We start from the raw sequence: 24,222 nt of genomic DNA, 5'->3' as shown, positions 1-24,222 counted from the left end.
CAGCGCCGTATTTATTCCTTGGCTGCCCTGGGCAATCCGCCGCCGGACGCCATGACCTGCGCGCCACCGGAGGGTGCGTCGTCGAACACGGCATCGAGTTCGGCAGTCAGCAACTGCCGCAGCCACTGCCGGGCCACCAGATGGTCCAATCCGTCGGCGTTCATGCCCATCTGCGTCGCGATTCCGTCAGAGTAGGCAGCAACCTTCAACGCCACGGCGGAGGGAGACGCCAAAGAACTGAAGACTCCTTCCCGGATGCCGCGCTCGACCGTCTCCTGAAAGCATGCTTGCCACACCCGCAGCCGCCCATAGTCATTCTCGGCCATCCCCGGTCGGCGGGCGCTCGCCGTCCAGTAATCGGTCCACAAACGCCAATGGCCCGCCGTCGATTCACTTCCGTCGAACAGCGGGTCGATCAGCAGAGTGAGTGCGCGCACGGGGTCTGGCTCGTTGCGCGCCTTTTCGAGGAGCGGCGTGTAGAAGCGCTCTGTTTCGCGTTCGGCGACTTCACTCAAAATCTCGTCAACGCTCTTGAAGTGGTAGGTCACCGTACCTACAGATACTTCAGCCTGGGCAGCAATATCGCGCAGTTTCGTGCGGTGCAGCCCGTCGCGGATGATGACCTGACGCGCCGCCTCCACGATGAGCCCGCGGCGCACCAGCGGCGGCTGCCTCTGCCTGGTCATGCGGACGTCCTCGGAATTTCGTCATGCCAGGTCCGCTCCGCCACAAGTTCCTCCCTGGTGTCCGCCGTCGTCGCGTACGCCTGCAGGTGATTCGTCACAATAAAGTGGGTATCCGACGCCCGCACCGTGGACGTCGTCTCCAGGTGCGCCCGCCATCCGTCGTTCGCGAGAGTGATCGCCCACGCCGAGGTGGCTTCCGCGCTGAGCGGTTGCCCCTGACGGATACGGTAGGTCTCCCTGCTGTGCTCGGAGAAATCGAGCCCGTCCGGGTAGCGGCGGGATCCGCCGTAGCCCGGGTCCACGTCCAGCACCCATTCGCCGGTCTGAACGTCGTGCCGCACACTCCGCTGCGCCGGCGCCACAAACTTCGCGTTCACATCCTGCTGCTTTTCCGTCGGCGGAACGGGCACGACGGCGATTGGCCGGCTTTGCTCCGGCTCGCTGAAGCTCACTGCGGGCGCATCTCCGGCCTCCGCCAGCACGGGAACCTCAACGGAACTGGCCGCCAGATCCACCCGCAGTTCCGCCTCTTCCGCGTGCGGCCAGATCCACGGCCAGTAACTTGAGGAGATCGCCACACGGAGCGTGTGTCTGGCCGGCAGTGCATATCCGATGGAAACGAGGTCAATTTCCACGTCAACGGATTCGTTCACCGGCATCTCATCGCGCCGGTCACGTCCGTTGCGTTTGTTGAGGTTGAGCACGCCGCGTGTCACCAGCGTGGAAGCCCCGTCCGGGGCGACGTCGCACAGCCTGACGATGACATTCGCTTGGGGCCTGTCGCACGCCAGCCGCAACCGGACCCGAGGGTTGCCCAGGACTTCCAGCCGCTCCCGAAGTGCGAAGTCAAGACACACCGACCGCCCGTCCTCTGCCCGCTGGTCCGGCGGCAGATCGGTGGCATTGCCGAAGGGGAAGAACCGTCCGGCGTCGATCCCGGTGTGCTGAGGCGACTTCACGACCGCCGCACCGCCCGGCGCCGAACCCTGCGCGTCCTCGAACCGGAAGGTCCGGGATTCAATGGACGACGACGGCCACTCGCCAAGTGCGGTCCACTTGCCTTCGCGGACGGGATAGTACGTAGCCGGAGGCTCGGCTTCCATGAGATAGGCCCGGAGCTGTGGCTCACGGTCTGCACCGTTGTCCTCGTCTTTCAGCCAACGGTCCCACCAGCGCAGCGATTCCTGCAGGAAGCCGATGCCGGGGCCGGGTGCAAACTCCCGGTCAGGGTACTGGTGGGACCAGGGGCCGATGATGCCGCGCGCCGGGGCATCGAGGTTGGCAACAAGGCGCAGCACAGCATCCCGGTAGGGGTCATGCCAGCCGCCCACAGCGAGTACCGCCGCCTTGATGGAGTAGTAGTCTTCGCAGACGCTGCCGTGCCGCCAGTAGTCGTCCCGTTCCTGATGGGCGAGCCAGATCGGGGCAAGCGGCCGGTGCTGCTCAAGACGCGCGCGCCACTGGTCTACCCACGCTTCCCCGACCACTTCCGGCCGCGGGGGGCGGGCGTTGAACGCAAACATGGTTCCGGCCCAGGCCGCCATGTCGATGCCCAGTAGGGCCCCTCCCATGTAGTGGACGTCGTTGTCGTAGCGGTCGTCAGTGGAGCACACGGTGACAATCGCCTTGAGCGCCTCAGGCGCATGGGCGGCGAGCTGAAGCGAATTGAAACCGCCCCAGGAAATCCCGAACATCCCGAGGGAACCGGTGCACCACGGTTGCCGGGCGATCCACTCGATGACTGCCAGACCGTCGGTCTGCTCCTGAGCTGAGTATTCGTCGTCGAACGTTCCTCCGGAACTACCGGTGCCGCGGATGTCGACCCGGACCGAGGCGTAGCCGTGCCCGGCGTAGTAGGGATGCCGCTCGCTGTCGCGGGGAGACGTCCAGTCATCCAGGCGGTAGGGGAGGTATTCCAGCAGGCCGGGAACGGGCTGTTCGCGCGCGTTCTCAGGCATCCAGATCCGCGCGTGCAGGCGCACGCCGTCGGACAGGGGGATCCACGTATCCTCCACGGTGATGGACTCGGGAAGCGGGTCCACGTACTTCATACTGTTGCTTTGTCCTTCCATCTGCGGATTCGGTGTCCGGGTGAGGGCTCGTCCCATCCGCCGTCGGGGTGGTCCTCCCAGGAGTCCTCGCTGGGACCCGGTTCCGGCAGGTCGAGCTCGCCCGGCTCCAGTACGGCATCAACGAGCGATTCCGTGTACGGGTGATTGGGTCCGCTGAAGATGCTATCCACCGGACCTTCCTCGACGATGCGCCCGTTCTTCATGACCACCACGCGATCCGCCACGTCCTTGACCACCGCCAGGTCATGGCTGATGAACAGTGTGGTTAGGCCGCGGTGTTTCTGCAGCTCGGCGAGCAGCTCCAGAATCGCCGCCTGGACTGAAACGTCCAGGGCGGTGGTGATTTCGTCCGCGATGATCAGGCCCGGCTCCGCGGCGAGCGCCCGCGCGATGCCCACGCGCTGCCGCTGCCCTCCGGAAAGCTGCGCGGGGAGCCTGGATGCGAAGCTGGCGGGAAGACCCACTTCGGTGAGGAGTTCCTCAACCCTCCGCCGCTCGTCCTTCCGGGGCACCGTGCCGAACAGACGCAGCGGCCGGCGGATGGCTGATGCCACGGTCTGTCGGGGGTTCAGGGACGTATCGGCGTTCTGGAAGATGAGCTGCACCAGGCGGCGGAGGTCCGTGCTGCGCCGGGCAACCGGCTGAGTGAGGTCGCCGTCCTGGCCTACCCGCTCATCACGCAGGCGCATGGTGCCGCCGCTTGCGGGGGTCAGGCCCGCCAGCGACCACGCCATAGTGGACTTCCCGCTGCCCGATTCGCCGACGACGGCGAGCGTCTCACCGCGGCGGATGGTCAGGTCCACGCCGTCGACGGCGGGTGCTGCGCCTGCGTGATAGGAAATGGTGAGGTCCCGCGCCTCGACCAGCGGCTCATCCTGAACCGTCCGCGTGATCGCGGCAGAGGCACCGATCCGGGGAACGCTGTCCAGCAGCTCCCTGGTGTACTCCTGCTCCGGACGGGCAAACAGGCCGGCGGTGGCCTGGTTCTCCAGGATGCGTCCGTCCCGCATCACTGCGACGCGGTCGGCCATCCCGGAGACCACGCCAAGGTCATGGCTCACGATCAGCGCGGCGACGTTCAGCTCGCTGCGCAGGTCCTCGATCAGGCGCAGCACGGCGGCCTGGGTAACCACATCGAGCGCAGTGGTGGGTTCATCCAGTACCAGCACCTTCGGCCGTGCAGCGATGGCCATGGCGATGGACACACGCTGCTGCTGGCCGCCGGAGAGCTGGTGCGGGTAGCGCCTCGCCAACTCAGCCACGCGCGGAAGGCGAACCTGGTCCAGAAGCTCCAGTACCCGCCGTCGTCCGCCCGATATCCCGTGGCTCTCAAGTGCTTCCCGGACCTGCTTGCCGACCTGCATGGACGGTGTGAGCGACTGGCCGGCGTTCTGCGCAACCAGCGCAACCGTCCCCCCGCGCAGCTGCCGGAGTGCCTGGCCGTCCAGGTCGAAGACGTTTTGCCCATCGACGCGGACCTCTCCGCCCAGAATCTTCGATCCTGTTCGGAGCTCGGCCAGCAGCGTGCGTGCAACGGTGGACTTTCCGCTGCCGGATTCCCCGACCAGCCCGAAGGATTCGCCGGCAGCGATACTGAACTCGACGTCCTGCACCACGGGTACCAGGTCGCGGCCTGCCTCGTACGAAATCCGGAGGCCGGAGACCTGGACGAGCGCGCCGTCGTCGTTGGCTGGACGCGTCGGATTTGAGTCTGTCACCGAATTGTTCACTGTGCTGCTCCCGTCATCGCACGGTCGATTCCGAAGGCCTTGCCCAGCCCGTCCGCCGTGAGGTGAAGGCCGATCACAAAACTGGCGAGCGCGAAGACCGGGGCGACTGTCGCCAGCGGCACAACGGTGAGCGCTGTACGGTTCTCGGCGACCATCAGGCCCCAGTCGGGCGCCGGGGGATTGGCTCCGAAGCCGAGGAAGGACAGCGAGGAGATCAGCAGGACCACCCAGCTGGCGCGCATGGCGTACTCGACCAGTACGACATCGAGCACGTTGGGCAGCACCTCGCGGGTCACTATAGGGAGGGCCCGCTCGCCGCGCGCCCGGGCAGCCGTGACATAGTCCAGCGTGGTGACGGAGCGCGCGGCACCACGCACCACCCGGATCACCGCCGGTGTGTACACGACGACGACGGCGAGCACGATCACCGGCGCTCCCGCACCGAAGACCGTGACCACCACGAGCAGGGCAAGGATGGTGGGCACCGAGAGGATGGCGTCGACCACTCGCATGACGACGTCGTCAATCCAGTTATTCGCGTAGGCCACCAGAGAGCCGATCACCGCGCCGAGCGCGACGGCGATGGTAGTGGCGACGAAAGTGACGCCAAGGGCGTAGCGTCCGCCGTTCAGCGTCCGTGACAGCACGTCGCGGCCGAAGAGATCGGTGCCCAGCCAGTGCTGCCAGGTGGGTCCCTGCAATGCGGCGGCGGAGTCGCTGGCCACCGGATCATAGGGCGAGATCCACGGTGCCAGCAGGGCCAGCAGCACGTTGATGCCGATCAGCGCCAGGCCGATGATCGCCATGGGGCTGGAGATGCGGAGAAGTGTTTTCATGCCGGCGCCCCCTGCGTTGGTGCGTCTTCCGCGGGCTTCTTCCGTGCCCTTTGTCCACGGCCCCGCTGTCGAGGGTCAAGGGCCATCGCGGCGAGATCTGCCGCCAGGTTGCAGATCACGTAGATGAGTGCGGACAGGACTGCAATCGCCTGGATGGTGGGCAGATCACGGTTGAATACGGCGTCGAGCATGAGCGCGCCCATGCCTGGGTAGTTGAACACGTTCTCCACCACAACCACGCCGCCAAGGAGCCATGCGATGTCGATCGCCACAACGTTGAGCGTGGGCAGGAGCGCAGTGGGGAGTGCATGCCGGAACACGATGCGCTTTCGGCTGAGGCCCTTGAGCTTCGCCGTCGTGACAAATTCAGAAGCCATTACGTCGATCGTCGATGTGCGGGTCATCCGGATGATGTAGGCGGCCATGGCAAGCGAGAGCACCACCACGGGCAGCCAGATATTGGGGATCAGGTCCGGAATCGAGGCCGATGGTCCGTCGAGGGCCACGGCGGGGAAGACCGGAATGCCTATCGCGAAGGCCAGCACCAGAAGTGCTGCCACCATGAATTCGGGGATGCTCATTGCGATGAGGGAGAGGACAGAGATGCTGTGGTCTGCCCACTTGTCGCGCATCAGGCCCGCCACCACGCCGAGCAGCAGCGACAGTGTCACGGAGATCAGCACGGCCGGGATGGCGATCAGCAGGGTGTTGCGGAAGTGAAGCAGCAGCGTGGGGCCAACGGGTTCGCCCGAGACGAGCGAGACACCGAAGTCGCCCTGGACGGCACCCAGCAGCCATTCCCAGTAACGGATCCACACGGGGGTATCGAGACCCAGCCGTTCGCGGGTCTGGGCGAGTGCTTCCGGGGTGGCGTTCTGGCCGAGGATCTGCTGCGCCACGTCGCCGGGGAGTGCCTGCACGGCGAAGAAGACGAAGAAGGACGCCAGCAGGATGGTCAGGATTGAGGTACCTAGACGGCGGAGTATGAGGGTCAGCATCACGTCAGCCCTATATTGATGTAGTCGAATTCGAAGCCGTACTCGTCGTAATTCACGACGTTCCGGGCAAGGCCAACCAGACGGTCCCCGAACATCGGGGTCATGTCGGCGCCGTCGTCGATAATCACGCGCTGCGCGTCCTGGTAGATCGAGCGGCGCCGCTCGTCGTTCATTTCGCGGCGGGCTGCCATGAGCAGTCCGTCGAACTGCTCATTGGACCAGGCCGCTTCGTTGTAGGAGGAGCCGGACCGGAAGATCTGGTTCAGCAATTGGTCGATGGGCCGTCCGGTGAACCAGTAGCTGACGCACAGCGGTTCCTGGATCCAGATCTCCGTGTAGTAGGAATCGGCCGACGCGCTGGTCACGCGGAGATTGATTCCGGCTGCTTTGACGGCGTCCGCATAGGCCACGGCCATGGGCGTGAACACCGGGTCATAGGCCGAGGTGAAGATCTCGGTGGTGAAGCCTTCCTTTCCCGCCTGCTGCAGGAGCGCCCGAGCCTTCTCCGGGTCATACTCGCGCTGGAAGTCCAGGAAGGCTGCGTCCGACGGCGTTACCGGGTTGTCCCAGCCGGGCGTGCCGTTGCCTTGCAGAGCGGTCGCCACGATGTCCTGTGGGTTGTAGGCGAGCTTCATCGCCTGGCGCACCAGCGGATCGGAGAACTCCGGCGAGGTGGCCAGCATCGGGATCGTGTACCACTGGGCGTTCTCTGACCGCGCCACCGTGGTGTTCGACGACGACGCCACCACCCGCGCGGTGGCGAAGTCCAGGTTGGTCTGGCTGATGAAATCGATCTGACCGGCCAGGAGTGCGTTGACTCTGGCGCTGGTGTCCTGGACGGAGTAGAAGTCGATGCCTTCCAGAGCGGGTGGGCCGGCGAAGTGATCCGGAAATGCTTCCACGCTTCCCCTCCCTGCGGGAGTGAAGGAAGAGAGCCGGAAGGGTCCGGTCCCGACGGCGAAGCCGGGCGTGGGAGCCATGCCCTCAGGGACGATGTAGCACTGGTACGCCGTCAGGAGGGACGGGAACTCAGCATTGGGTGAGAGCAGATCGAAGACGAGGGTCAGGGGATCGACTGCCCTGATGCCTGCGGGTTCGAGGATCGGGGCAAGCACTCCTGCCTGCGGGGAGGCCACCTCCGGATCGAGGATTCGGGCGATGGAGTAGGCAGCATCCGCGGCGACCAGGGTCTGACCGTTATGGAATTTCACGTTCTCGCGGAGTTTGAAGGTCCAAACCCGGCCATCCGGCGTCGAACTCCATTCCTCAGCCAGGTCCGGCACGGTTTGGCCCTGCCGGTCGAGCTTGACCAGGCGGTTATAGAGGGCTCCCAGGTATTCGTAGGCCGAGAGCGAGCTCGCAGAATCCAGCGTTTCGGCTGCCGAAGCTGCGGGCCGTGCCACCCTTAGCCGTTTGCCCGGCGCTGGTACTCCGGTTGCCGCTCCCAGTGGGATTTCGGTGACCGGCTGCGAGGGTCCACAGCCGGTGATGCCTGCCGCGAGAGCACCGGCTCCAATGGTCAACCCGGCAGACAGGAGGCTTCTGCGGGAAAGCGATGGTGGAGTCATCACTGATAGCTCCTAACTAATCGTTCACATGAACGATACGCGTAGTGCACGTCACCTGGCTAGTGCATGACGGCGCCTATGCAAGCCTTCACGCCAGGGAAAGTTGACCCGCTTGGTGCACGATCGCTTCGATGACGGCGAGCGCTGCGTTCGAAGGTTCGCGCTTGCTCTGCCGGTGGCGGAGCACCAGGCGGCGGCTGCCCAATCCCGGCCGGTCGATGATCTCGATTCCGTCCGGCAGGTCACGCTCGAGGGCCAGTGCGGGCAACAGCGCAACTCCCTGTCCGGCAGCAACGAGGGACAGGGCGGACGAGAAGTCCGAGTAGCTGTGGGCGGTTCGTGGCGTGAGCTTCAGGTTGGCCGACACCCGCGCGAATGCCTGCGCCGAGGCTCCGTCGGGGTCGATGCCGAGCCAGGACAGGCGGTCCAGGTCCGGTACGGTCTGGTCGGAGAGAGCATCCCTGGGGACTATCAGCCGCCAGGGCTCGTCCAGCAGCGGCACTTCGCGGGTATACCGCGGGGCTGGATGGTCGGTGTCGAGATCGCGCTCAAGAATAACGACGTCGGCATCACCCGAGCGAAGCACGCCCGGCAGCTTTGACGAGGGAGTTTCGGAGATAACGACGTCGACCCCCGGCAGGTCACGCTGAAACGCGGCCAGCATCGGTGCGAGGATGCCGGTGATGACGGTCTGGAAGGCGCCGATCACCACGGTGCCGGAGACCTCGCCCTCAATCTCCATGACGCGGCGGCGCGCTTCGATGAGTTCCCGTTCGATGTTTTCGGCGGCTTCGGCCAGCACGCGGCCCGCCCGTGTGAGCGTGACGCCCCGCGGCCCCCGGTCCAGCAACCGCACCCTCTCTTCGCTTTCGAGTTTGCTGATCTGTTGTGACACGGCGGAGGGAGTCACATGGAGGGATTCGGCGGCGGCGAGGATGCCTCCCTGGCGTGCAACGGCAAGGAGAAACTCAAGGCGACGGGCGTCGGTTGGCATGTTTAGTAACTCTAAATGGGGAGTTTATAAATGGCGAGTTGTGCTTAACCTTTCGGGCGACGCATGATCTATCTGTCAGATCGAATCACGAGCCGTCCTTGGCGGCTCTTTCCCATCGGAGCAAGCTGTCCGTGGACACCTTTTTTCTTCTTTCAGTGCTGGGTTGGACCGGCGCATTGTGCACCATCACCGGGTACGGCTTGTTGACGGCGGGCAGGCTTGCGGCGACGTCGCGCCTGTTCCAGGCACTGAACATCACGGGCTCGGCGTTCCTGTTCTGTAGCGCGTATTTCAGTCAGGCCTGGCCATCAGCTGCCGTGAATGCGTTGTGGGCGTTCATTGGACTGCACGCGCTGATCATGATGTTGCGCACCAAGAAGAAAGCAGCACCTGAGCCAGTCCCGGTCGAGTGGCTGCGCTTCGACGATTCCACCGTCACTCCGCCCACGCTGCCGCTCACTCTGCTGCCGTCGTCGTCCGTGCAGCACCGGACGCTGACCGGAGTATAGCCAGCAGGCCGTGAGACCTGCGCCACTGCTTTCGACGCCGCACGCTGCGACATTTAGAATAGGAAACTGTGCGCTAATACGCGTGCGGTTGTCCATCCAGGAAGAAGGCGCATCAGTGTCCAGCACGACGTCGGCCCGACCACTTCGGGTTGCCATCATCGGTGCCGGCCCGGCCGGTGTCTATGCCGCAGACATCCTGACCAAGTCGCAGGAAGTGAAGGGTGGAGACTTCGAGGTCTCCATCGACCTGTTCGACCAGTACCCTGCGCCTTACGGCCTCATCCGGTACGGCGTTGCCCCTGATCATCCCCGTATCAAGGGGATCGTCAACGCCCTCCACAAGGTGCTGGATCGCGGCGACATACGATTCCTGGGCAACGTCAACTACGGGCGGGACCTCACCCTCTCCGACTTCCGCACCTTCTACGACGCCGTCATCTTCGCGACCGGCGCGGTGAAGGATGCCGAGTTGAATGTTCCGGGCGTTGACCTTGAGGGCTCGTTCGGGGGAGCGGACTTCGTGTCCTGGTACGACGGGCATCCGGACGTGGACCGCGACTGGCCGTTGGACGCCAAGGAGATCGCCGTCATCGGTAACGGCAACGTCGCCCTGGATATCGCGCGCGTGCTGTCCAAGCATGCTGACGACCTGCTGGTGACCGAGATTCCCGCGAACGTCTATGCGGCATTGAAGAGGTCGCCCGTCACTGACGTGCACGTCTTCGGCCGCCGCGGTCCGGCCCAGGTGAAGTTCACGCCGCTGGAGCTGCGTGAACTCTCCCACTCCCGCGACGTTGACATTGTGCTTTACCCCGAGGACTTCGACTTCGACGAGGCGTCCGAGCAACAGATCGCCACCAATAACCAGACCAAGACCATGGTCAAGACCCTGACCAACTGGCTGGTTGAGGATGACGGCCCCGATTCAAGGGTCGCTTCCCGCCGTCTTCACCTGCACTTCCTGCACAGCCCGGTCGAGATTACCGATTCACCGGAAACTCCGGGCAAGGTGGCGAACATTCGTTTTGAGCGCACCCAGTTGAACGGCACCGGTTCTGTTGAGGGCAGTGGCGAGTATGTCGACTATCCGGTTCAGGCGGTGTACCGGGCGATCGGCTACTTCGGCTCCGAGCTTCCCGAGGTAGGCTACGACGATCGGCACGGCGTCATCCCGAACGAGGGAGGCCGCGTCATCGACGAGTCCGGCAATCCGGTTCCCGGGATCTACTGCACGGGTTGGATCAAGCGCGGGCCGGTTGGCCTCATTGGCCACACCAAGGGTGATGCACTTGAAACCATCGGCTTCCTCCTTGAGGACCGTCTGAACCTTCCGGCGGCGGAGCACCCGTCCGAGGATGCCATTATCAACCTCCTCGAGGAGCGCGGCGTCCGTTACACCACCTGGGAAGGCTGGCTTCGGCTCGACGACCATGAGCTCAAGTTGGGCGCGAATTACGCGCACGACGACGGCACGCTGCCCGAGCTCGTCCGTGAACGCGTGAAGCTGGTGCCCCGCGAAGAGATGATCTCGATCTCCCGCGGCGAGTAGGGTTTGCGTGGTCTTGGCACCGAAACCGTTGCCAAGGCGCATGTGACGGTGTGTCGATGCCGCGGCGCTTGCGGGAAGTCAACGACTCCGCTGCTTCTGCGCAGCCGTCGCTGCCGTTTCAGTGGTTGAAATCGGTGCGGCTTAGTCGTGGACAGAGCGCACCACCCGCGCCGGCGAGCCGACAACAATGGTGCCGGCCGGTACGTCCTTCGTTACCACGGATGCAGCCGCCACTACGGCGTCATCACCTATCGTCACACCGGGTAGAACGGTGACGTTCGATCCAATCCAGACATTGCGACCGAGGACGATAGGCGCTGGATGCATATCTGCACGGCGGCTCGGGTCGAGATCGTGATTGAGCGTGGCCAGAACGGTGTTGTGCCCGATCAGGCAGTCGTCTCCGATGACCACGCCACCCTGGTCCTGAAACTTGCAGCCTGAATTGATGAAGATGCGCTTTCCGAACGTGATGTTCTTTCCGAAGTCCGAGTAGAAGGGCGGGAAGACCGTCACGGAGTCGTCCACGGACTTTCCGGTCAGCTGGCCCAACAGCTCGCGCACCCGCTCCGGTTCCTGATACCTGCCGTTGAGCTCCGAGGTAATGCGAAGTGCGTCCTGGCTTACCCGGTGCATGACTGCATGCAAGGGCGAACTGCCCGGAATGGTTTGGCCGGCGTTCAATGCCTCAAGGAGGTTGTGAAGCTCCATTAATACCTCTCTGATGAGTGTGGGCAAGCTGTCCGTGGGGCCGGCCCGCCGTCGTCGTTCACCTCCAACCTATCGGTAGTGATCAAAGGGGGCCGGGTCAGGTTTGGGGTGATCCCCGATAAGCCCACGCGAAAATCGCCAGGAGCGTGGCGAGAAGTGGCACCACAAGAAATGTGGGTTGGAGCGCCCAAGCATCATTCCCCGCAAGCAGGAAGATCAGCGCCCACGTCAGCGCAGCCGTGTAAGCGGAAAGCACGAGAAGGAAGCGGGACAGCATCGATCGCGGCCCTGGGGGAGCGGACTCGACGACGGCGCCAGCCACGTGCCGTCGTCGGGCGTGGACGTGGCGGGGCTCTCGGCGGGGCGGCCGTTCCCGGCCCTGAAACCGTACGGCCCAGAGCACGAGGGTGAGTGCGGCCGGCGGCATGAGTATCCAACCGGCTGAGAATGTGAGGGCAGGGATGGCCACCAGGATCCACGCGGCCCCTGCCCAGCACAGCGCGGCCGTGTAGCAGCCAACAAGGAACACACTGCCTCGTAGGGCACTCTTTGGAACGGTCATTCCCGACATCTAGCTCACCGCCTTGTTGCGGGTCGATTAGTCCTTCTATGAGAGCACCACATCCGGGATGGTGGCTAGGTGTTCGGCGGACGGATTCTCTGCCGACGAGAGCCCGAGTCGCATCATTTTGGTGAGGTAACGAGCTGGCCTTGCACGGTCGGCTGCGGCTGCTGCGTTGTGCCCGCGGGCAGGCGCGCACTCATGACCGATGTCCTCTCGTTCCCAATCACCGCTCACTCCTCGATAACCGCAGAGCCGTGCACTGTTCCTCCTGTGCCGCCGAACCTAGAACGGTGGTGGTGGTTCGGGGAGCGTGGTGTAGGTTTTGCCGGCGAGTGAGGTGCTGTGTACCGCACCGGATGGGTCTGTTGTGAAATCTGCCCAGATGCCGTCGGTTTTGAGTGTGTGGTGGAGTTTGCATCGGGGCGCGAGGTTGCTGAGTTCGGTGGTGCCGCCGTGGGCCCAGGGGATGGTGTGGTCGATTTCTGAGGTCCAGGAGGATCGGTTGCAGCCGGGATGGATGCAGGTGGGGTGGGTGATCCGCACCCAGTCCTGGAGGTGTTTGGGTGGGCGGTATCTGTCCCTGCCGACGCTGAGGACTGCACCGGTTTCGGGGTGGACGAGGATTCTGGTGAAGCTGGGTGCGTGGGCTGCGAGGTTGCGGGCGGTTTCCGGGTCGATGGGACCGTACCCGTCCAGATGGCCATCCGTGCAACCCTCCAGATCCGGCACACCAGCACCGGAATCAGCACCATTCAGATCAGCACCGTTCAAGTGGAAGCCGTTCACGTCGGAGTCGAGGGGATCCTGGCCGTCGTGGCCGGTCCCGCCTGTGCCAGCGCCGGCGGGACCGCCTGCACCCGCGCCGGTGGGATCGTTGCTGTTCATAGCGGAACCGGCCGGAGCGTCCATATTGCCCGCCGTGCCCTTCTTGCTCGTGCTTCCGGCAGCGTCGCCAGTTGTTGTGCTCGATCCTCCGACACCGCTGCCGGTGGCGTTTTGCCAGTCCTGTTTCCGGTGTCCGAGGAGGGTCATGACGGGGACGGTGAGGAACACGTTCGCACCGACACCGCGGTGGCCGGTGCCGTTCTTCGGGTCCCCGGTGCAGGTGTGGGTGAGGACGTCGGTGAAGACGTCCGCACGGAGTTGGTTCAGGGTGCGTGGTTCGTCCGGGCTTTGCAGGGCTCGGGCGGCGGTGTTGACCCGGTTGAAGATCCCGTGCGCTTGTTCCGCGGGCAGGTACGCGCCGAGCCAGGCCATACCGTCCTGCTCTGAGTGGATGGTGACGTCGCGGTCCTTGGCTGCCCGTTTGCGGCGTTCGATGATCGACTCAGGGTGTAGTTCCTCCCGTAGCCGGCGGCACCGCTGCGCCAGTTTCGGGCGCGTCAACGTGGCTGCGGTGTCCAGGATTTGCTCCTCGTACCCCGGTATTGCTTCGGCTGGGATGGTCCCGGATTCCTGCACGATCACCTGGGCTTGGACGGGGCTGAGAGTTCCGGCTTCGAGGGCTTCCCAGGTGGCCGGTAGGTCCTTACACAGGGTGAGCGCTTCGCTGAGGATCTGCTGCGCGGTCCGGCCCGGTACCCGCAGCAGGGGTGCGATCTCTTGGGCGGTGTAGGTGAAACCTGTCCCTGGGTGCTGCTGGCCGGTCCGGAACATTTCGTGCCCGTTTACGTGGTGGTGGACCTGGGCGATCAGTTCCGCCTGCTGTGCGGCAACCCACGACGTGAGCCGGTCAGCAGCTTTCAGCAGGTCCAAAGCGTCCGGTAACCCTTGTAGCCGTGGATGCTGCTCGATGAGCTGCCGTACCAGCGCCTCCGGTCCGGCAGCTTCCACACCTTCGGGCGCATCCTCATCCGCCGAGGAGCTGACACCGGACCCGTCCACGGAGGAATCGTCCACGGAGGAATCGTCCGTGGAGTAACCGTTCATGAAGGAATCCCGACCGAGGCAGAACAGACCATCACAAGCGACACCCCTCGGGCACGCACAGGTAGTACCCCCGGCCTCCCCGGCAGGGGAACCGGCTTCCGCCGTCGTTGATCCGTTCATGACTTCAGTCCATCACCCGCCACCGACAAAACCAGCGGCCCGGATCAGCCGGGAATTATGCCTACAGGGAACGGCGTCGAGAGATCTAGTTTCGGTCCGCGCTCATTTCGCGAACGTACCGCTGCCGACGTACAGACCCCCAGAGCGACGACGAAGATTCCGCCGCTACAATGTGAGGCACCCCACTTCGGGCTTCAACCCAAGGGAGCGGCAATGGCTCAGGCCGAACCAACTGACAAGTGTGCCCTCACGTCCAGGACCATTCAGCGGCGCATTCATGCTGCTCACGAGTCGCTCGCGAACGGCGAAAGCGTGCAGGGCAACGTCCGTTCGATCGTTCAGGACTCCTGGCTGCGGTCGCTGGCGCAACTGCCAAACCCTGAGCTCATCCTCGCTCCGCTCTTTTTCGGCGAGTCAGACCTTGAGTCGTACCGCCAGGGCCACCCACTCGCAACGATCATGCCCGTGATCCGAAAGCTGCTCGTTCGGCCCAGCCAGGACAGCGGGCTGCTCGTTGCAGTTGGTGATGAAAACGGACGCCTGCTGTGGGTTGACGGCGACCTGGCACTCAAGCGCAAGGCGGAGGGCATGATGTTCGTCGAAGGCGCGGACTGGTCCGAACTCGCTGTTGGCACCAGCGCGCCGGGCACCGCCTTGGCCCTCGGCCAGGGCATCCAGATCGCCGGCGCAGAGCACTTCAGCTCAAGGGTGCATCCCTGGAGTTGCACTGCAGTCCCACTGCACGATCCTGACTCGGGCACGGTGCTCGGCGTCGTCGACATCACAGGTGACGAGGAAGCCGTGGCGCCGCACACGCTCTCCCTCGTTCAGGCGACGGTTGCCGCCGCAGAGGCCCAGCTCAGTGTCCACCGGCTCAAGAACAGAACAACGAAGACACGGAAGGCATCGAGGTCGCTCTATCGGGACAGCCTGCAGATACTGGGCCGGGATACCGGCGAACTGCATGCCGGTGGATCGTCCGTCAGTTTGAGCGCGCGGCACGCTGAGTTGCTCACACTCCTCGCGCTGCATCCCAATGGCCTGACAGCGGAGGAACTCGCCGTGATGGCGTATCCGGAAGACGTCTCGGTGACCACCGTGCGAGCTGAGATGCTCCGGCTCCGCCGCCTCCTCGCGCGCCACACGCCGCAGCTGGTCCCGGAATCACGGCCATACCGGCTTCCGGCTGAGCTCGTTGTCGACGCCAGCCAGGTGATTAGCTACCTTCAGCGCGGAGCGCATCGTCTGGCGTTGAACATCTATCGCGGTGAAGTGTTGCCGCGTTCAGAGGCGCCCTCTATCGTCCGTCTTCGGCAGGAAGTGAGCGCCGTGCTCCGCGAAGCCGTACTCTCCGACGGCTCGCCCGACACGCTGTTGAAGTTCCTCCAGCTGCCGGAAGCCGAGAACGACGTCGGCGCGTGGCGGGACGCACTTCGCCTCCTTCCGGCGCGCTCGCCGCGGCGCGCCGTCGTCGTCGCCCACATCGAGCGGCTGGAGGCCGAACTCTCGGCGTAAACACGCGTTGCAACGTAGATGCAACGCAGGCGTTCCTAGGGTCGGGACATGGACGATGTCGTCCTCTCGAATCCCTAGGAGTTCACCATGACTGTTTACGCACAGCCGGGCCAGGAAGGCTCGAAGGTCACTTTCAAGCAGCGCTATGACAACTGGATCGGCGGCGAATGGGCCGCACCGATCAAGGGCCAGTATTTTGAGAACATCACGCCGGTCACAGGGAAGGTTTTCTGCGAGGTCGCGCGAAGCACCGCGGAGGACATCGACCTGGCACTGGACGCTGCGCACAAGGCGGCACCTGGTTGGGGCAAGACGTCGGTCGCCGAGCGTGCCGCCATCCTGAACCGCATCGCGGACCGCATCGAAGAAAACCTCGAGATGCTAGCCGTCGCAGAGACGTGGGATAACGGCAAGCCGGTTCGCGAAACGCTCGCTGCCGACCTGCCGCTGGCTGCGGATCACTTCCGTTATTTCGCCAGTGCGGTCCGCGCCCAGGAAGGCGGGATCTCACAGCTCGACGACGACACCACCGCCTACCATTTCCACGAGCCGCTCGGCGTGGTCGGGCAGATCATCCCGTGGAACTTCCCGCTGCTGATGGCTACGTGGAAGCTGGCGCCCGCGCTCGCCGCGGGCAACGCCGTCGTACTTAAACCCGCTGAACAGACGCCCGCGTCCATTCTGGTGCTGATGGAACTTATCGGCGACATCCTGCCCGCGGGCGTGCTCAACGTGGTCAATGGCTTCGGTGTCGAAGCCGGCAAGCCGCTCGCGTCGTCGAAGCGCATCCGAAAGATCGCGTTCACGGGGGAGACGACGACTGGCCGGCTGATCAGTCAGTACGCCAGTCAGAACCTGATTCCGGTGACTCTGGAACTCGGCGGCAAGAGCCCGAACATCTTCTTCTCGGACGTCGCGGAGAAGAACGACGCCTTCTATGACAAGGCGTTGGAAGGGTTCGCGCTGTTCGCGTTCAATCAGGGTGAAGTGTGCACGTGTCCGTCGCGGGCGCTGATTCAGGGTTCGATGTACGACTCGTTCATGTCCGACGCGATCGCCCGCGTAGAGAAGATGGTGCAGGGCAACCCGCTCGACACCGAGACGCAGGTCGGCGCACAGGCGTCCAACGATCAGCTCGAGAAGATCCTTTCCTACATGGACATCGGCAAGCAGGAGGGTGCAAAGGTTCTGATCGGCGGCGAGCGGATGTCGCTCGGCGGCGACCTCGCCGGCGGCTACTACGTCAAGCCCACCATCTTCGAAGGCACCAACACCATGCGCGTGTTCCAGGAGGAGATCTTCGGCCCGGTTGTGTCGGTCACGCGGTTCAACGACTATGCCGAAGCGATGGAGATCGCCAATGACACCCTCTACGGACTCGGAGCCGGGGTCTGGTCGCGCAACGGGAACGTCGCGTACCGCGCAGGGCGCGAGATTCAGGCCGGTCGCGTGTGGGTGAACAACTACCACGCCTACCCAGCCGGCGCGGCGTTCGGCGGGTACAAGTCCTCCGGTATCGGTCGCGAGAACCACACGATGATGCTGGACCACTACCAGCAGACCAAAAACCTGTTGGTCAGCTACAACGAGAACAAACTCGGCTTCTTCTAAGCCAGCCCCATCCACCTTTCCTTTCAAACTCAGGAGTGAAGCATGGCATCGATGCAGGCAGCAGTAGTGAACCAATTCGGCGCGGATCTTGCGGTCCAGGATGTCGAAGTCCCCACGCCAGGTCCGGGACAGGCCCTGGTGAGACTCGTGTCCAGCGGCGTCTGTCATACCGATCTGCACGCCGCAGAGGGTGATTGGCCTGTCAAACCGTCACCGCCTTTCGTGCCGGGCCACGAAGGTGTGGGTGAAGTGGTGTCGGTCGGCGAGGGCGTGACGGACGTTGCTGTCGGAGACTTCGTGGGGAACGCCTGGCTGTGGTCCGCCTGCGGCACCTGCGAGTACTGCCGTACCGGCTGGGAGACCCTGTGTGAGTCCCAGCAGAACGGCGGCTACAGCGTGGACGGCTCGTTCGGGCAGTACATGCTCGTCGAAACCCGCTTCGCGGCGCGGATCCCCGACGGCGTCGATCTGGTGGAGATAGCGCCAGTACTCTGCGCCGGCGTCACTGTCTACAAGGGCCTGAAGGTGACCGAAACACAGCCCGGCCAGTGGGTGGTAATCTCCGGTATCGGCGGGCTGGGACACATTGCCGTACAGTACGCCGTGGCCATGGGCCTGCGAGTCGCCGCCGTCGACATCGCAGAAGACAAGCTGGCCCTGGCACGCAGACACGGAGCCGAAATTACGGTGAATGCAGCGTTCGAGGACCCGGCCACCGCCATTCAGGAGAAGACCGGCGGCGCTCACGGTGTGCTGGTTACGGCGGTCCATCCTTCGGCCTTCGGCCAGGCGATCGCTATGGCACGCCGGGGCGGGACCATCGTCTTCAACGGCTTACCGCCGGGCGACTTTCCTGCTCCCATCTTTGCCATTGTGCTCAAGGGCCTGACCGTGCGCGGTTCCATCGTCGGAACCCGCCAGGACATGGAGGAGGCGCTGGAGTTCTATTCCCGTGGCTTGATCCATCCGACGTACCAGACCCACGACTTGGCCGACATCAATGCCGTCTTCGATGAAATGAAGCACGGCAAGATTGATGGCCGCGTGGTCATCAAGTACTGATCATGATTGATCTCGATGCTGCGGTGACGCTGCCCGGGGAGGACTTCTCCCGGGTGGCGCTCACTCGCCCAGCAGTCCGGTTGCTGCAGAAACTCTGGGGGATCCACGGGCCGCTCATGTTCCACCAATCGGGCGGGTGCTGCGACGGCTCGTCGCCCATGTGCTACCCGGCAGGCGATTTCATCACGGCGGAGGCAGACGTGCTGCTTGGCGTGTTTGATATCGCTCCTTCCGATGACGACGGCGTTTGGCCGATAGAGTTCTGGATGTCCCGCGAGCAGTTTGAGTACTGGAAACACACGCACCTGACCGTCGATGTGGTCGAAGGCCGGGGGAGCGGGTTCTCGGTCGAAGCTCCGGAGGGCAAACGCTTCCTGGTTCGCTCGCGGCTCATCTGAGCGCGAGAAGTGGCCCGGCGATTTCGATCGCAGGGTCGCCTCCTCGCTGCAATCGAGGTGCTCAGGGGCATATGCTCAGCACCGGCTGGATTCATCAGGACTGTGCTGCATACCGGGGAAACCGACTTGCGAAGAGAACTACTGCTGTAAGAGAGCGTCAGAGATGCAACTTACTGAGTCCCGTTGAGCCATCACGGTAGGTCACTACGACGTCCAGTCCATCGCTGGCGTGCTGAAGCTCATCCCCAGGCAGCCAAAGGGCAAAATGTCCCCTCGCTACGGTAGCCTGTACGTCTCCGACCGCTGGGCTCCGGTAGGTGACACCGACGACGTCCGAACCAGCTTCACCTGCTGCGAGGGAAATGCTCCCGCCAGACATCGTGCCGGTCCCTAGGCTTATTGCTCTGAGTTCCCGGGAATTTGGAGCTGCATAAGTGTCCGGTTTGCCTACGGATCCGATCATGCTCTTGCCAAAGAGGGAGGCAGAGTCATCCGTTACACACATTGCCGAGAACCCGTCCGGACCCGTCAGTACAACGGTGGTCCAGACGCCACGGCGTTCGGCGATAGCAATCTGTGCACCGCGGGCGTCATCTTCAAACTGTCCGCCGGCTACCTCACCGTGGGAATCCCGGCATTCTTCGGCTGCTTTCGCTGCTTCCTGCTCTTCGATGACAACTGGGCTGGCAGTCCAGCTCGCGAAGGCCTGATCTCCGCCGTTGAGTGACGGCAACGTGACGGCTGCGGCAGTCGCCGCGGCGATCACTCCGCCAGCCAGAGCAACTCGGCGGCCTACCTTTGACCGACGCGACGGTTCGATTGCCGGTCCCGATGGGTTAGCACGCAGTATCCTCTCGAGATCCGCGCTCGCACGGTTAGCACGGACGGGTCGAATGCTGCGGTCGGCTGCGTCTAGCGTACGTAAGCTTGCATCGATGTCGTCGTCACGGTGATTCATGATGTCGTCCTTTCGGAGAGGCTCGCTGACATGGCCTCAGGTTGTGGGAGGAGGTCAAGGTAAACCCGAAGAGTCCGGCGTGCCCGGCTGAGGCGTAAGCGAAATGCGACCGGCGAGATCCCCAATACGGCGGCCGCCTGCGTCGCTTTGAGCTCTTCGAAAACTGCGAGCCCTAACGCCTCTTGATGGGTTTCGGACAGGAGGTTCCAGGCTCTGCTGAGATCCGCTCGGCTGACGGCGAGGTCTGCGATTGACCCGTCCCGGGGTTGAACCGCCGGATCAGCGAGCCGCACTTCGAGGGCATGACGGCGTTGTTCGCCCCGGCGGGTGTTCAACAGGATGTTTCTGGCGATGCCGTAAATCCAGGCGCGCGCATCATCATCAGTGGCGGGCACTTCCTTGAGCCGGCGCCAAACGACCAGGAAGGTATCTGCGACTACATCCTCCGCATGGTCGGCGTGGGAACGTCGTTGAACGAATTTAAGCAGGCCCGGATACACGGCGTCGTATAAGGCTCTGAAGAAGTGCTCGCGGTCAGGGGGACTCGAAGCTTGTCTCATGCCCTGTACCTGTCCACTAGCGAAGTAAGTGTGTCGGATTGAAATTATGTCTGAACCCGAACGCTGACATAGGGGGACTCTCTGAAGAACGTTGCAGACAGAACACTTGCGTATGACACCACGGTGGTGTCACACTGGTGCCGTGGACATTTCAAGACACGTACAAGAACTTCAGGACCAGCTCATCGATGCAACGGAACTGGCCGGTGAGCAGGCTGCCGACATTGCCCGTAACCTAACCCGTTCCCTCGACGCTTCATTGCGATTGGTCATCCTAGAGGCACTTTCCGATGCGGCTGCTGAGATCACAGCGGAACTCGCACCCGGATCAGTCGACGTCCGGCTGCGTGGACGCGATCCCGAGTTCGTTGTGACACCACCGATGCAGCGTGACACCACAGAGGTGCCACCGACGCGGGAGTCGGCGGCTGACTACACCGTCGACGGCCAGGCAACACGAACCACTCTGCGCCTTCCTGAAAATCTCAAAACCAAAGCCGAGGCCGCAGCAACCCGTGAAGGCCTCTCCTTCAACACCTGGCTGGTGAGGGCGGTTGCCACCGCGCTCACCGAGAACACCAACACCCCCATTCAACTGCCCCCAAAGAGCAGCGGAAACCGATTCACCGGCTGGGTCCGGTAAGGAGCTCCCATGCAGTACACCTATGAAGCCTCAACTGCCATCGACGCAAAAGTCACCCTCATGATGGGCGAATTGGTGATCACCGCCGACGACGTCAGCGAAGTCACCGTCACCGTCGAACCCACACAACCGGACCGTCCGGCCGATGTCCGCGCGGCCGAGAACACCGCCGTCGACTTCGCGGATGGCCGCCTGACCATCATCCAGAAACGCGAGAACCTCGTGAGCACCTGGGTCAACAAGAGCTGGTCCATCGACGTTCACGTCCGGGTTCCCAAACGGTCCCGCTTCGAAGTGAAATCCTCCTACGGCAACATCCGGGTCCGCGGACTGCTCGGACGGTCCTCGCTCACCACCAGCTACGGCAACATCAGCGCCGGCGACGTCGCCGATTTGACCGCAAAAACCTCCCACGGCGAAATCACCCTTGACCGATCGAGCGGCACCACAACGCTCACCGCGTCCAGCGCCACAATTGGCGAGGTTTACGGCAGCGCGAGCCTGAAGTGTTCGCAAGGGAACGCCGTCGTCGGCCTCGTCATGGGCCAGCTCGAAGTGGCCGGCAGCTTCGGGAACATCGAGGTGCGCACCGTGATGGGCAACGTCAATGCCCGCACATCGCATGGCAGGATTCGGCTCGGTGACGGCGTCAGCGGCACTGCACAGCTGGCAACGAGCCACGGCGACATCGAGGTGGGCATCCGCCAGGGCACGCTTACCTGGCTGGACCTCGACACCAAGGCCGGCGCCGTCCGCAATGAACTGGCCGTCGCATCAGACGAACCACAGAACGACGACGACGACGGCGCCGCCGAGCGCTTAGAAGTCACCGCCCGCACCAATCACGGCAGCGTCCGCGCATTCCGCGCGGCTGCGAACTAAGAAGGGGGAATCACCATGAACACTGCCATTGCCACGGACCTCGCTTTCGACGTCCGTGGGCTACGCAAGAGCTTCGGAGCACAAACCGTCCTGGACGGAATTGACCTCTCGATCGGTCGTGGCAGCGTGTTTGCGCTGCTAGGTCCCAACGGTGCGGGCAAGACCACCACCGTCCAGATTCTCGCCACCTTGATTAAACCCGACGAGGGCACGGCGGTGGTTGGTGGCCATTCCATCGCCGATGAGCCGAGCCGGGTCCGCCGGATCATTGGCGTCACCGGACAGTTCTCTGCGGTTGACGAGCTTCTAACAGGCGCAGAAAACCTCCGGCTGATGGCGCGGCTCCGGCATGTGCCGAAAGACGGGCGTGAAGCACTGATCGAACGGCTGCTCCGCCAGTTCGACCTGGTGGATGTCGCCAACAAATCAGCCGCCACCTATTCGGGTGGCATGCGGCGCCGTCTCGATCTGGCCATGACCCTGGTTGGCGACCCGCAGATCATCTTCCTCGACGAGCCGACCACGGGCCTTGATCCGCGGAGCCGGCGCGCTATGTGGGACATCGTGCGCACCCTGGTTGCTGGCGGCGTCACCCTCTTCCTGACCACCCAGTACCTTGAGGAGGCGGACCAGCTCGCGGACCGGGTGGCCGTGCTCGACGGCGGGCGCATCGTCGCCGAAGGCACCCCCGCAGAGCTGAAGGCCGCCGTCGGTGAGGAGCAGCTGCGGCTTCGGTTCGCTACCGCGGAGGAAGTGGGCAAAGCGCGCGACGTACTGGCCGCCGTCGTACCCATTGACCTGCCTGCCGGCGGTGACGAGCTCGAACTTCGTGTGCCGACCCCCGCAAACGGCGCCGCCGTGCGCAGCGTGCTGAATGCGCTGGCAGCTGCCGGCGTCGAACCAAGTGAAGTGACCACTGCAGCCCCGGACCTGGACGACGTCTTCTTCGCGCTCACCGGAGCACCCACCAAGGAGGAATCATGACCACCATGACTGCACCGGCATTGGTCCGGGAATCGGGCGCTCTCGAGCGCACTCTCGCAGACACCGCAACGCTGACCGGGCGGGGCCTGCAACGGCTGATCCGCTACCCGTCAATGGTCATCATGATGATCGGCCTGCCGGTGATCTTCCTGCTGATGTTCGTCTACGTCTTCGGGGGAATGCTTGGAACTGGTTTGGGCACCGCGGGCGGCGGGGGAGTTGCGGCCTACCTGCAGTATGTGGTCCCGGGCATTGTGCTGATGGCTGTGGGCACCGGGGGTGCAGGGACTGCAATCTACATTGCGATGGACATGAGGCAGGGTGTGGCGGCCCGCCTGGCCACGATGGATGTATCGCGGATTGCGATCCTGTCCGCCCACGCTCTGGTGAGTGTGGTGCAGGCACTGCTGGCCACGCTCGCGGTTGGAGGGGTTGCAATGCTGCTCGGCTTCCGGCCGGCCGGTGGAGTGCTGGGCACCCTGGGGGCGCTCGGTGTGGTCGCTCTCGTGGCCTTCGCTATCACCTGGCTCTCCCTGGCACTCGGTATCATCTCGGACACCGTTGAAACCGCAAGCAACCTGCCCATGCCGCTGTCCTTCCTGCCCTTTCTGAGCAGCGGATTTGTGCCGACGGACTCTATGCCCGCATGGCTCGGTGTAGTCGCGGAGTATCAGCCGTTCACACCGTTCATCGAGACTGTGCGCGGTCTGCTAATGGGCACCGACATCGGGAACTACGGATGGCAGGCGCTGCTGTGGTGCGTGCTGCTGACCGGCACCGGCATGGTGTGGTCGCTGAGCAAGTACGAGGCGAGTCAGACGAGGTCCTAGTCCCTTTGTCTCTCAGCTGGAAGGCCGTGCCGCGACGTCCATCCAGTAGCGCCGGACCGCGCCTGGCCCTTCTTCGAGAACGCCGCCCTGAGACTCAATGGTTCGAGCCGATGCGAGGTTATTCACCTCGCAAACGATCAACACGCGCTCCATGCCGAGTGCTCGAGCCTGAGCGACCATACGGCCGAGTGCCCAGCCCGCCAGACCTCGTCCCCTCGCCGAAGGTCGGATGCCGTACCCAACGTGGCCGTGGCGCTGGTTGAAGTCGCAGTTCCCGAGCCGCAGGGCGATCCCGCCGAGGATCTGCTCGCCGTCGATGATCCAGCGGTAAATGCACCGGTCGGAGTCACGCGACAGGCGATCAAGCCAAGTGGAGAACCCTTTGGCGGATTCGACGTCGTCCGTGGGCAGCAGGCCAAAGCCGTCCTCGTGAAGTCCCGGTCCCCACTCGTCATGTGCCTCCTGCCAGGCGGCGTGTAACCGCCAGGTTGGCGAGATCAGTTGCGGCATGG

At 63.9% G+C, this 24,222-nt stretch carries 23 protein-coding genes; 10 read left to right on the top strand and 13 right to left on the bottom strand.

Annotated elements, in window-relative coordinates; genetic code table 11:
* Window positions 1-11 precede the first annotated feature (11 nt).
* From BJ994_RS11855 to BJ994_RS11825, 7 genes are all read right to left on the bottom strand, one after another.
* The gene (locus BJ994_RS11855; RefSeq protein WP_167994367.1) at window positions 12-686 is read right to left on the bottom strand and encodes a TetR/AcrR family transcriptional regulator; all 675 of its coding nucleotides are present in this window, start codon (window positions 684-686) and stop codon (window positions 12-14) included.
* Window positions 683-2,737, bottom strand: a complete 2,055-nt coding sequence (locus BJ994_RS11850; RefSeq protein WP_167994364.1) for a CocE/NonD family hydrolase — start codon at window positions 2,735-2,737, stop codon at window positions 683-685. Before BJ994_RS11850 ends, BJ994_RS11855 begins: the two co-directional genes overlap by 4 nt.
* Complete coding sequence (locus BJ994_RS11845) at window positions 2,734-4,476, bottom strand: dipeptide ABC transporter ATP-binding protein (protein WP_167995988.1); 1,743 nt, start codon at window positions 4,474-4,476, stop codon at window positions 2,734-2,736. Before BJ994_RS11845 ends, BJ994_RS11850 begins: the two co-directional genes overlap by 4 nt.
* Before the next feature lie 8 nt (window positions 4,477-4,484).
* Window positions 4,485-5,324 (bottom strand): ABC transporter permease, encoded by an 840-nt coding sequence (locus BJ994_RS11840; protein WP_167994362.1) that lies wholly within the window; start codon window positions 5,322-5,324, stop codon window positions 4,485-4,487.
* The gene (locus BJ994_RS11835; protein WP_167994360.1) at window positions 5,321-6,322 is read right to left on the bottom strand and encodes an ABC transporter permease; all 1,002 of its coding nucleotides are present in this window, start codon (window positions 6,320-6,322) and stop codon (window positions 5,321-5,323) included. The genes BJ994_RS11840 and BJ994_RS11835 overlap by 4 nt, the downstream gene beginning before the upstream one ends.
* Window positions 6,322-7,890 (bottom strand): ABC transporter substrate-binding protein, encoded by a 1,569-nt coding sequence (locus BJ994_RS11830; protein ID WP_167994358.1) that lies wholly within the window; start codon window positions 7,888-7,890, stop codon window positions 6,322-6,324. Before BJ994_RS11830 ends, BJ994_RS11835 begins: the two co-directional genes overlap by 1 nt.
* Window positions 7,891-7,978: 88 nt before the next feature.
* Window positions 7,979-8,884 carry a LysR family transcriptional regulator gene (locus BJ994_RS11825; RefSeq protein WP_167994356.1) on the bottom strand — a complete coding sequence of 302 codons (906 nt, stop codon included), beginning with the start codon at window positions 8,882-8,884 and terminating at the stop codon, window positions 7,979-7,981.
* Window positions 8,885-9,015: 131 nt separating this feature from the next.
* Between BJ994_RS11825 and BJ994_RS11820 the strand changes: the two genes are divergently transcribed.
* Window positions 9,016-9,393, top strand: a complete 378-nt coding sequence (locus BJ994_RS11820) for a CBU_0592 family membrane protein (protein WP_167994354.1) — start codon at window positions 9,016-9,018, stop codon at window positions 9,391-9,393.
* Between the two features lie 115 nt (window positions 9,394-9,508).
* Window positions 9,509-10,942 carry an FAD-dependent oxidoreductase gene (locus tag BJ994_RS11815; RefSeq protein ID WP_167994352.1) on the top strand — a complete coding sequence of 478 codons (1,434 nt, stop codon included), beginning with the start codon at window positions 9,509-9,511 and terminating at the stop codon, window positions 10,940-10,942.
* A 141-nt stretch (window positions 10,943-11,083) separates the two neighbouring features.
* On the opposite strand, the gene BJ994_RS11810 is transcribed toward BJ994_RS11815, so the two are convergent.
* From BJ994_RS11810 to BJ994_RS11800, 3 genes are all read right to left on the bottom strand, one after another.
* Window positions 11,084-11,653 (bottom strand): DapH/DapD/GlmU-related protein, encoded by a 570-nt coding sequence (locus tag BJ994_RS11810; RefSeq protein WP_167994350.1) that lies wholly within the window; start codon window positions 11,651-11,653, stop codon window positions 11,084-11,086.
* Between the two features lie 97 nt (window positions 11,654-11,750).
* Window positions 11,751-12,215, bottom strand: a complete 465-nt coding sequence (locus BJ994_RS11805) for a hypothetical protein (RefSeq protein WP_167994348.1) — start codon at window positions 12,213-12,215, stop codon at window positions 11,751-11,753.
* Window positions 12,216-12,500: 285 nt separating this feature from the next.
* Window positions 12,501-14,117: an HNH endonuclease signature motif containing protein gene (locus tag BJ994_RS11800; protein WP_209066809.1), complete on the bottom strand. Its 1,617-nt coding sequence runs from the start codon at window positions 14,115-14,117 to the stop codon at window positions 12,501-12,503.
* Window positions 14,118-14,480: 363 nt separating this feature from the next.
* Between BJ994_RS11800 and BJ994_RS11795 the strand changes: the two genes are divergently transcribed.
* The 4 genes from BJ994_RS11795 (at window position 14,481) to BJ994_RS11780 (ending at window position 18,853) form a co-directional block, all read left to right on the top strand.
* The gene (locus tag BJ994_RS11795) at window positions 14,481-15,782 is read left to right on the top strand and encodes a GAF domain-containing protein (protein WP_167994344.1); all 1,302 of its coding nucleotides are present in this window, start codon (window positions 14,481-14,483) and stop codon (window positions 15,780-15,782) included.
* 87 nt (window positions 15,783-15,869) lie between these two features.
* Window positions 15,870-17,393: an acetaldehyde dehydrogenase ExaC gene (gene exaC, locus BJ994_RS11790; protein ID WP_167994343.1), complete on the top strand. Its 1,524-nt coding sequence runs from the start codon at window positions 15,870-15,872 to the stop codon at window positions 17,391-17,393.
* Window positions 17,394-17,444: 51 nt separating this feature from the next.
* Entirely contained in the window at window positions 17,445-18,455 is a 1,011-nt protein-coding gene (adhP, locus tag BJ994_RS11785; protein WP_167995986.1) for an alcohol dehydrogenase AdhP, read from the top strand.
* A 2-nt stretch (window positions 18,456-18,457) separates the two neighbouring features.
* Window positions 18,458-18,853 (top strand): DUF779 domain-containing protein, encoded by a 396-nt coding sequence (locus BJ994_RS11780; RefSeq protein ID WP_209066808.1) that lies wholly within the window; start codon window positions 18,458-18,460, stop codon window positions 18,851-18,853.
* A 157-nt stretch (window positions 18,854-19,010) separates the two neighbouring features.
* Here the strand turns inward: BJ994_RS11780 and BJ994_RS11775 are convergent, their stop codons facing one another.
* On the bottom strand, window positions 19,011-19,811 hold the full coding sequence (locus tag BJ994_RS11775) for a hypothetical protein (RefSeq protein WP_167994342.1): 801 nt from the start codon (window positions 19,809-19,811) through the stop codon (window positions 19,011-19,013).
* Entirely contained in the window at window positions 19,808-20,371 is a 564-nt protein-coding gene (locus BJ994_RS11770; RefSeq protein ID WP_167994341.1) for an RNA polymerase sigma factor, read from the bottom strand. Before BJ994_RS11770 ends, BJ994_RS11775 begins: the two co-directional genes overlap by 4 nt.
* 142 nt (window positions 20,372-20,513) lie before the next feature.
* Here BJ994_RS11770 and BJ994_RS18435 point away from each other — a divergent pair, with 142 nt between their 5' ends.
* Genes BJ994_RS18435 through BJ994_RS11750 form a run of 4 tightly spaced genes read left to right on the top strand, consistent with a single transcriptional unit; the run spans window position 20,514 to window position 23,710 of the window.
* Window positions 20,514-21,014: a toxin-antitoxin system HicB family antitoxin gene (locus tag BJ994_RS18435; RefSeq protein WP_167994340.1), complete on the top strand. Its 501-nt coding sequence runs from the start codon at window positions 20,514-20,516 to the stop codon at window positions 21,012-21,014.
* A gap of 9 nt (window positions 21,015-21,023) precedes the next feature.
* Window positions 21,024-21,896, top strand: a complete 873-nt coding sequence (locus tag BJ994_RS11760; RefSeq protein ID WP_167994339.1) for a DUF4097 family beta strand repeat-containing protein — start codon at window positions 21,024-21,026, stop codon at window positions 21,894-21,896.
* Between the two features lie 15 nt (window positions 21,897-21,911).
* Complete coding sequence (locus tag BJ994_RS11755; RefSeq protein ID WP_167994338.1) at window positions 21,912-22,880, top strand: ATP-binding cassette domain-containing protein; 969 nt, start codon at window positions 21,912-21,914, stop codon at window positions 22,878-22,880.
* Complete coding sequence (locus BJ994_RS11750) at window positions 22,877-23,710, top strand: ABC transporter permease (protein ID WP_245192286.1); 834 nt, start codon at window positions 22,877-22,879, stop codon at window positions 23,708-23,710. Before BJ994_RS11755 ends, BJ994_RS11750 begins: the two co-directional genes overlap by 4 nt.
* Window positions 23,711-23,722: 12 nt before the next feature.
* On the opposite strand, the gene BJ994_RS11745 is transcribed toward BJ994_RS11750, so the two are convergent.
* Window positions 23,723-24,220 carry a GNAT family N-acetyltransferase gene (locus BJ994_RS11745; protein ID WP_167994337.1) on the bottom strand — a complete coding sequence of 166 codons (498 nt, stop codon included), beginning with the start codon at window positions 24,218-24,220 and terminating at the stop codon, window positions 23,723-23,725.
* Window positions 24,221-24,222: the final 2 nt, after the last annotated feature.

The organism is Arthrobacter pigmenti (genome assembly GCF_011927905.1).
In the GTDB taxonomy this organism is placed as follows: Bacteria; Actinomycetota; Actinomycetes; order Actinomycetales; family Micrococcaceae; genus Arthrobacter_D; species Arthrobacter_D pigmenti.
Note: the sequence above shows the minus strand (reverse complement) of the source record. Positions and strands in the feature narration are given on the sequence as shown.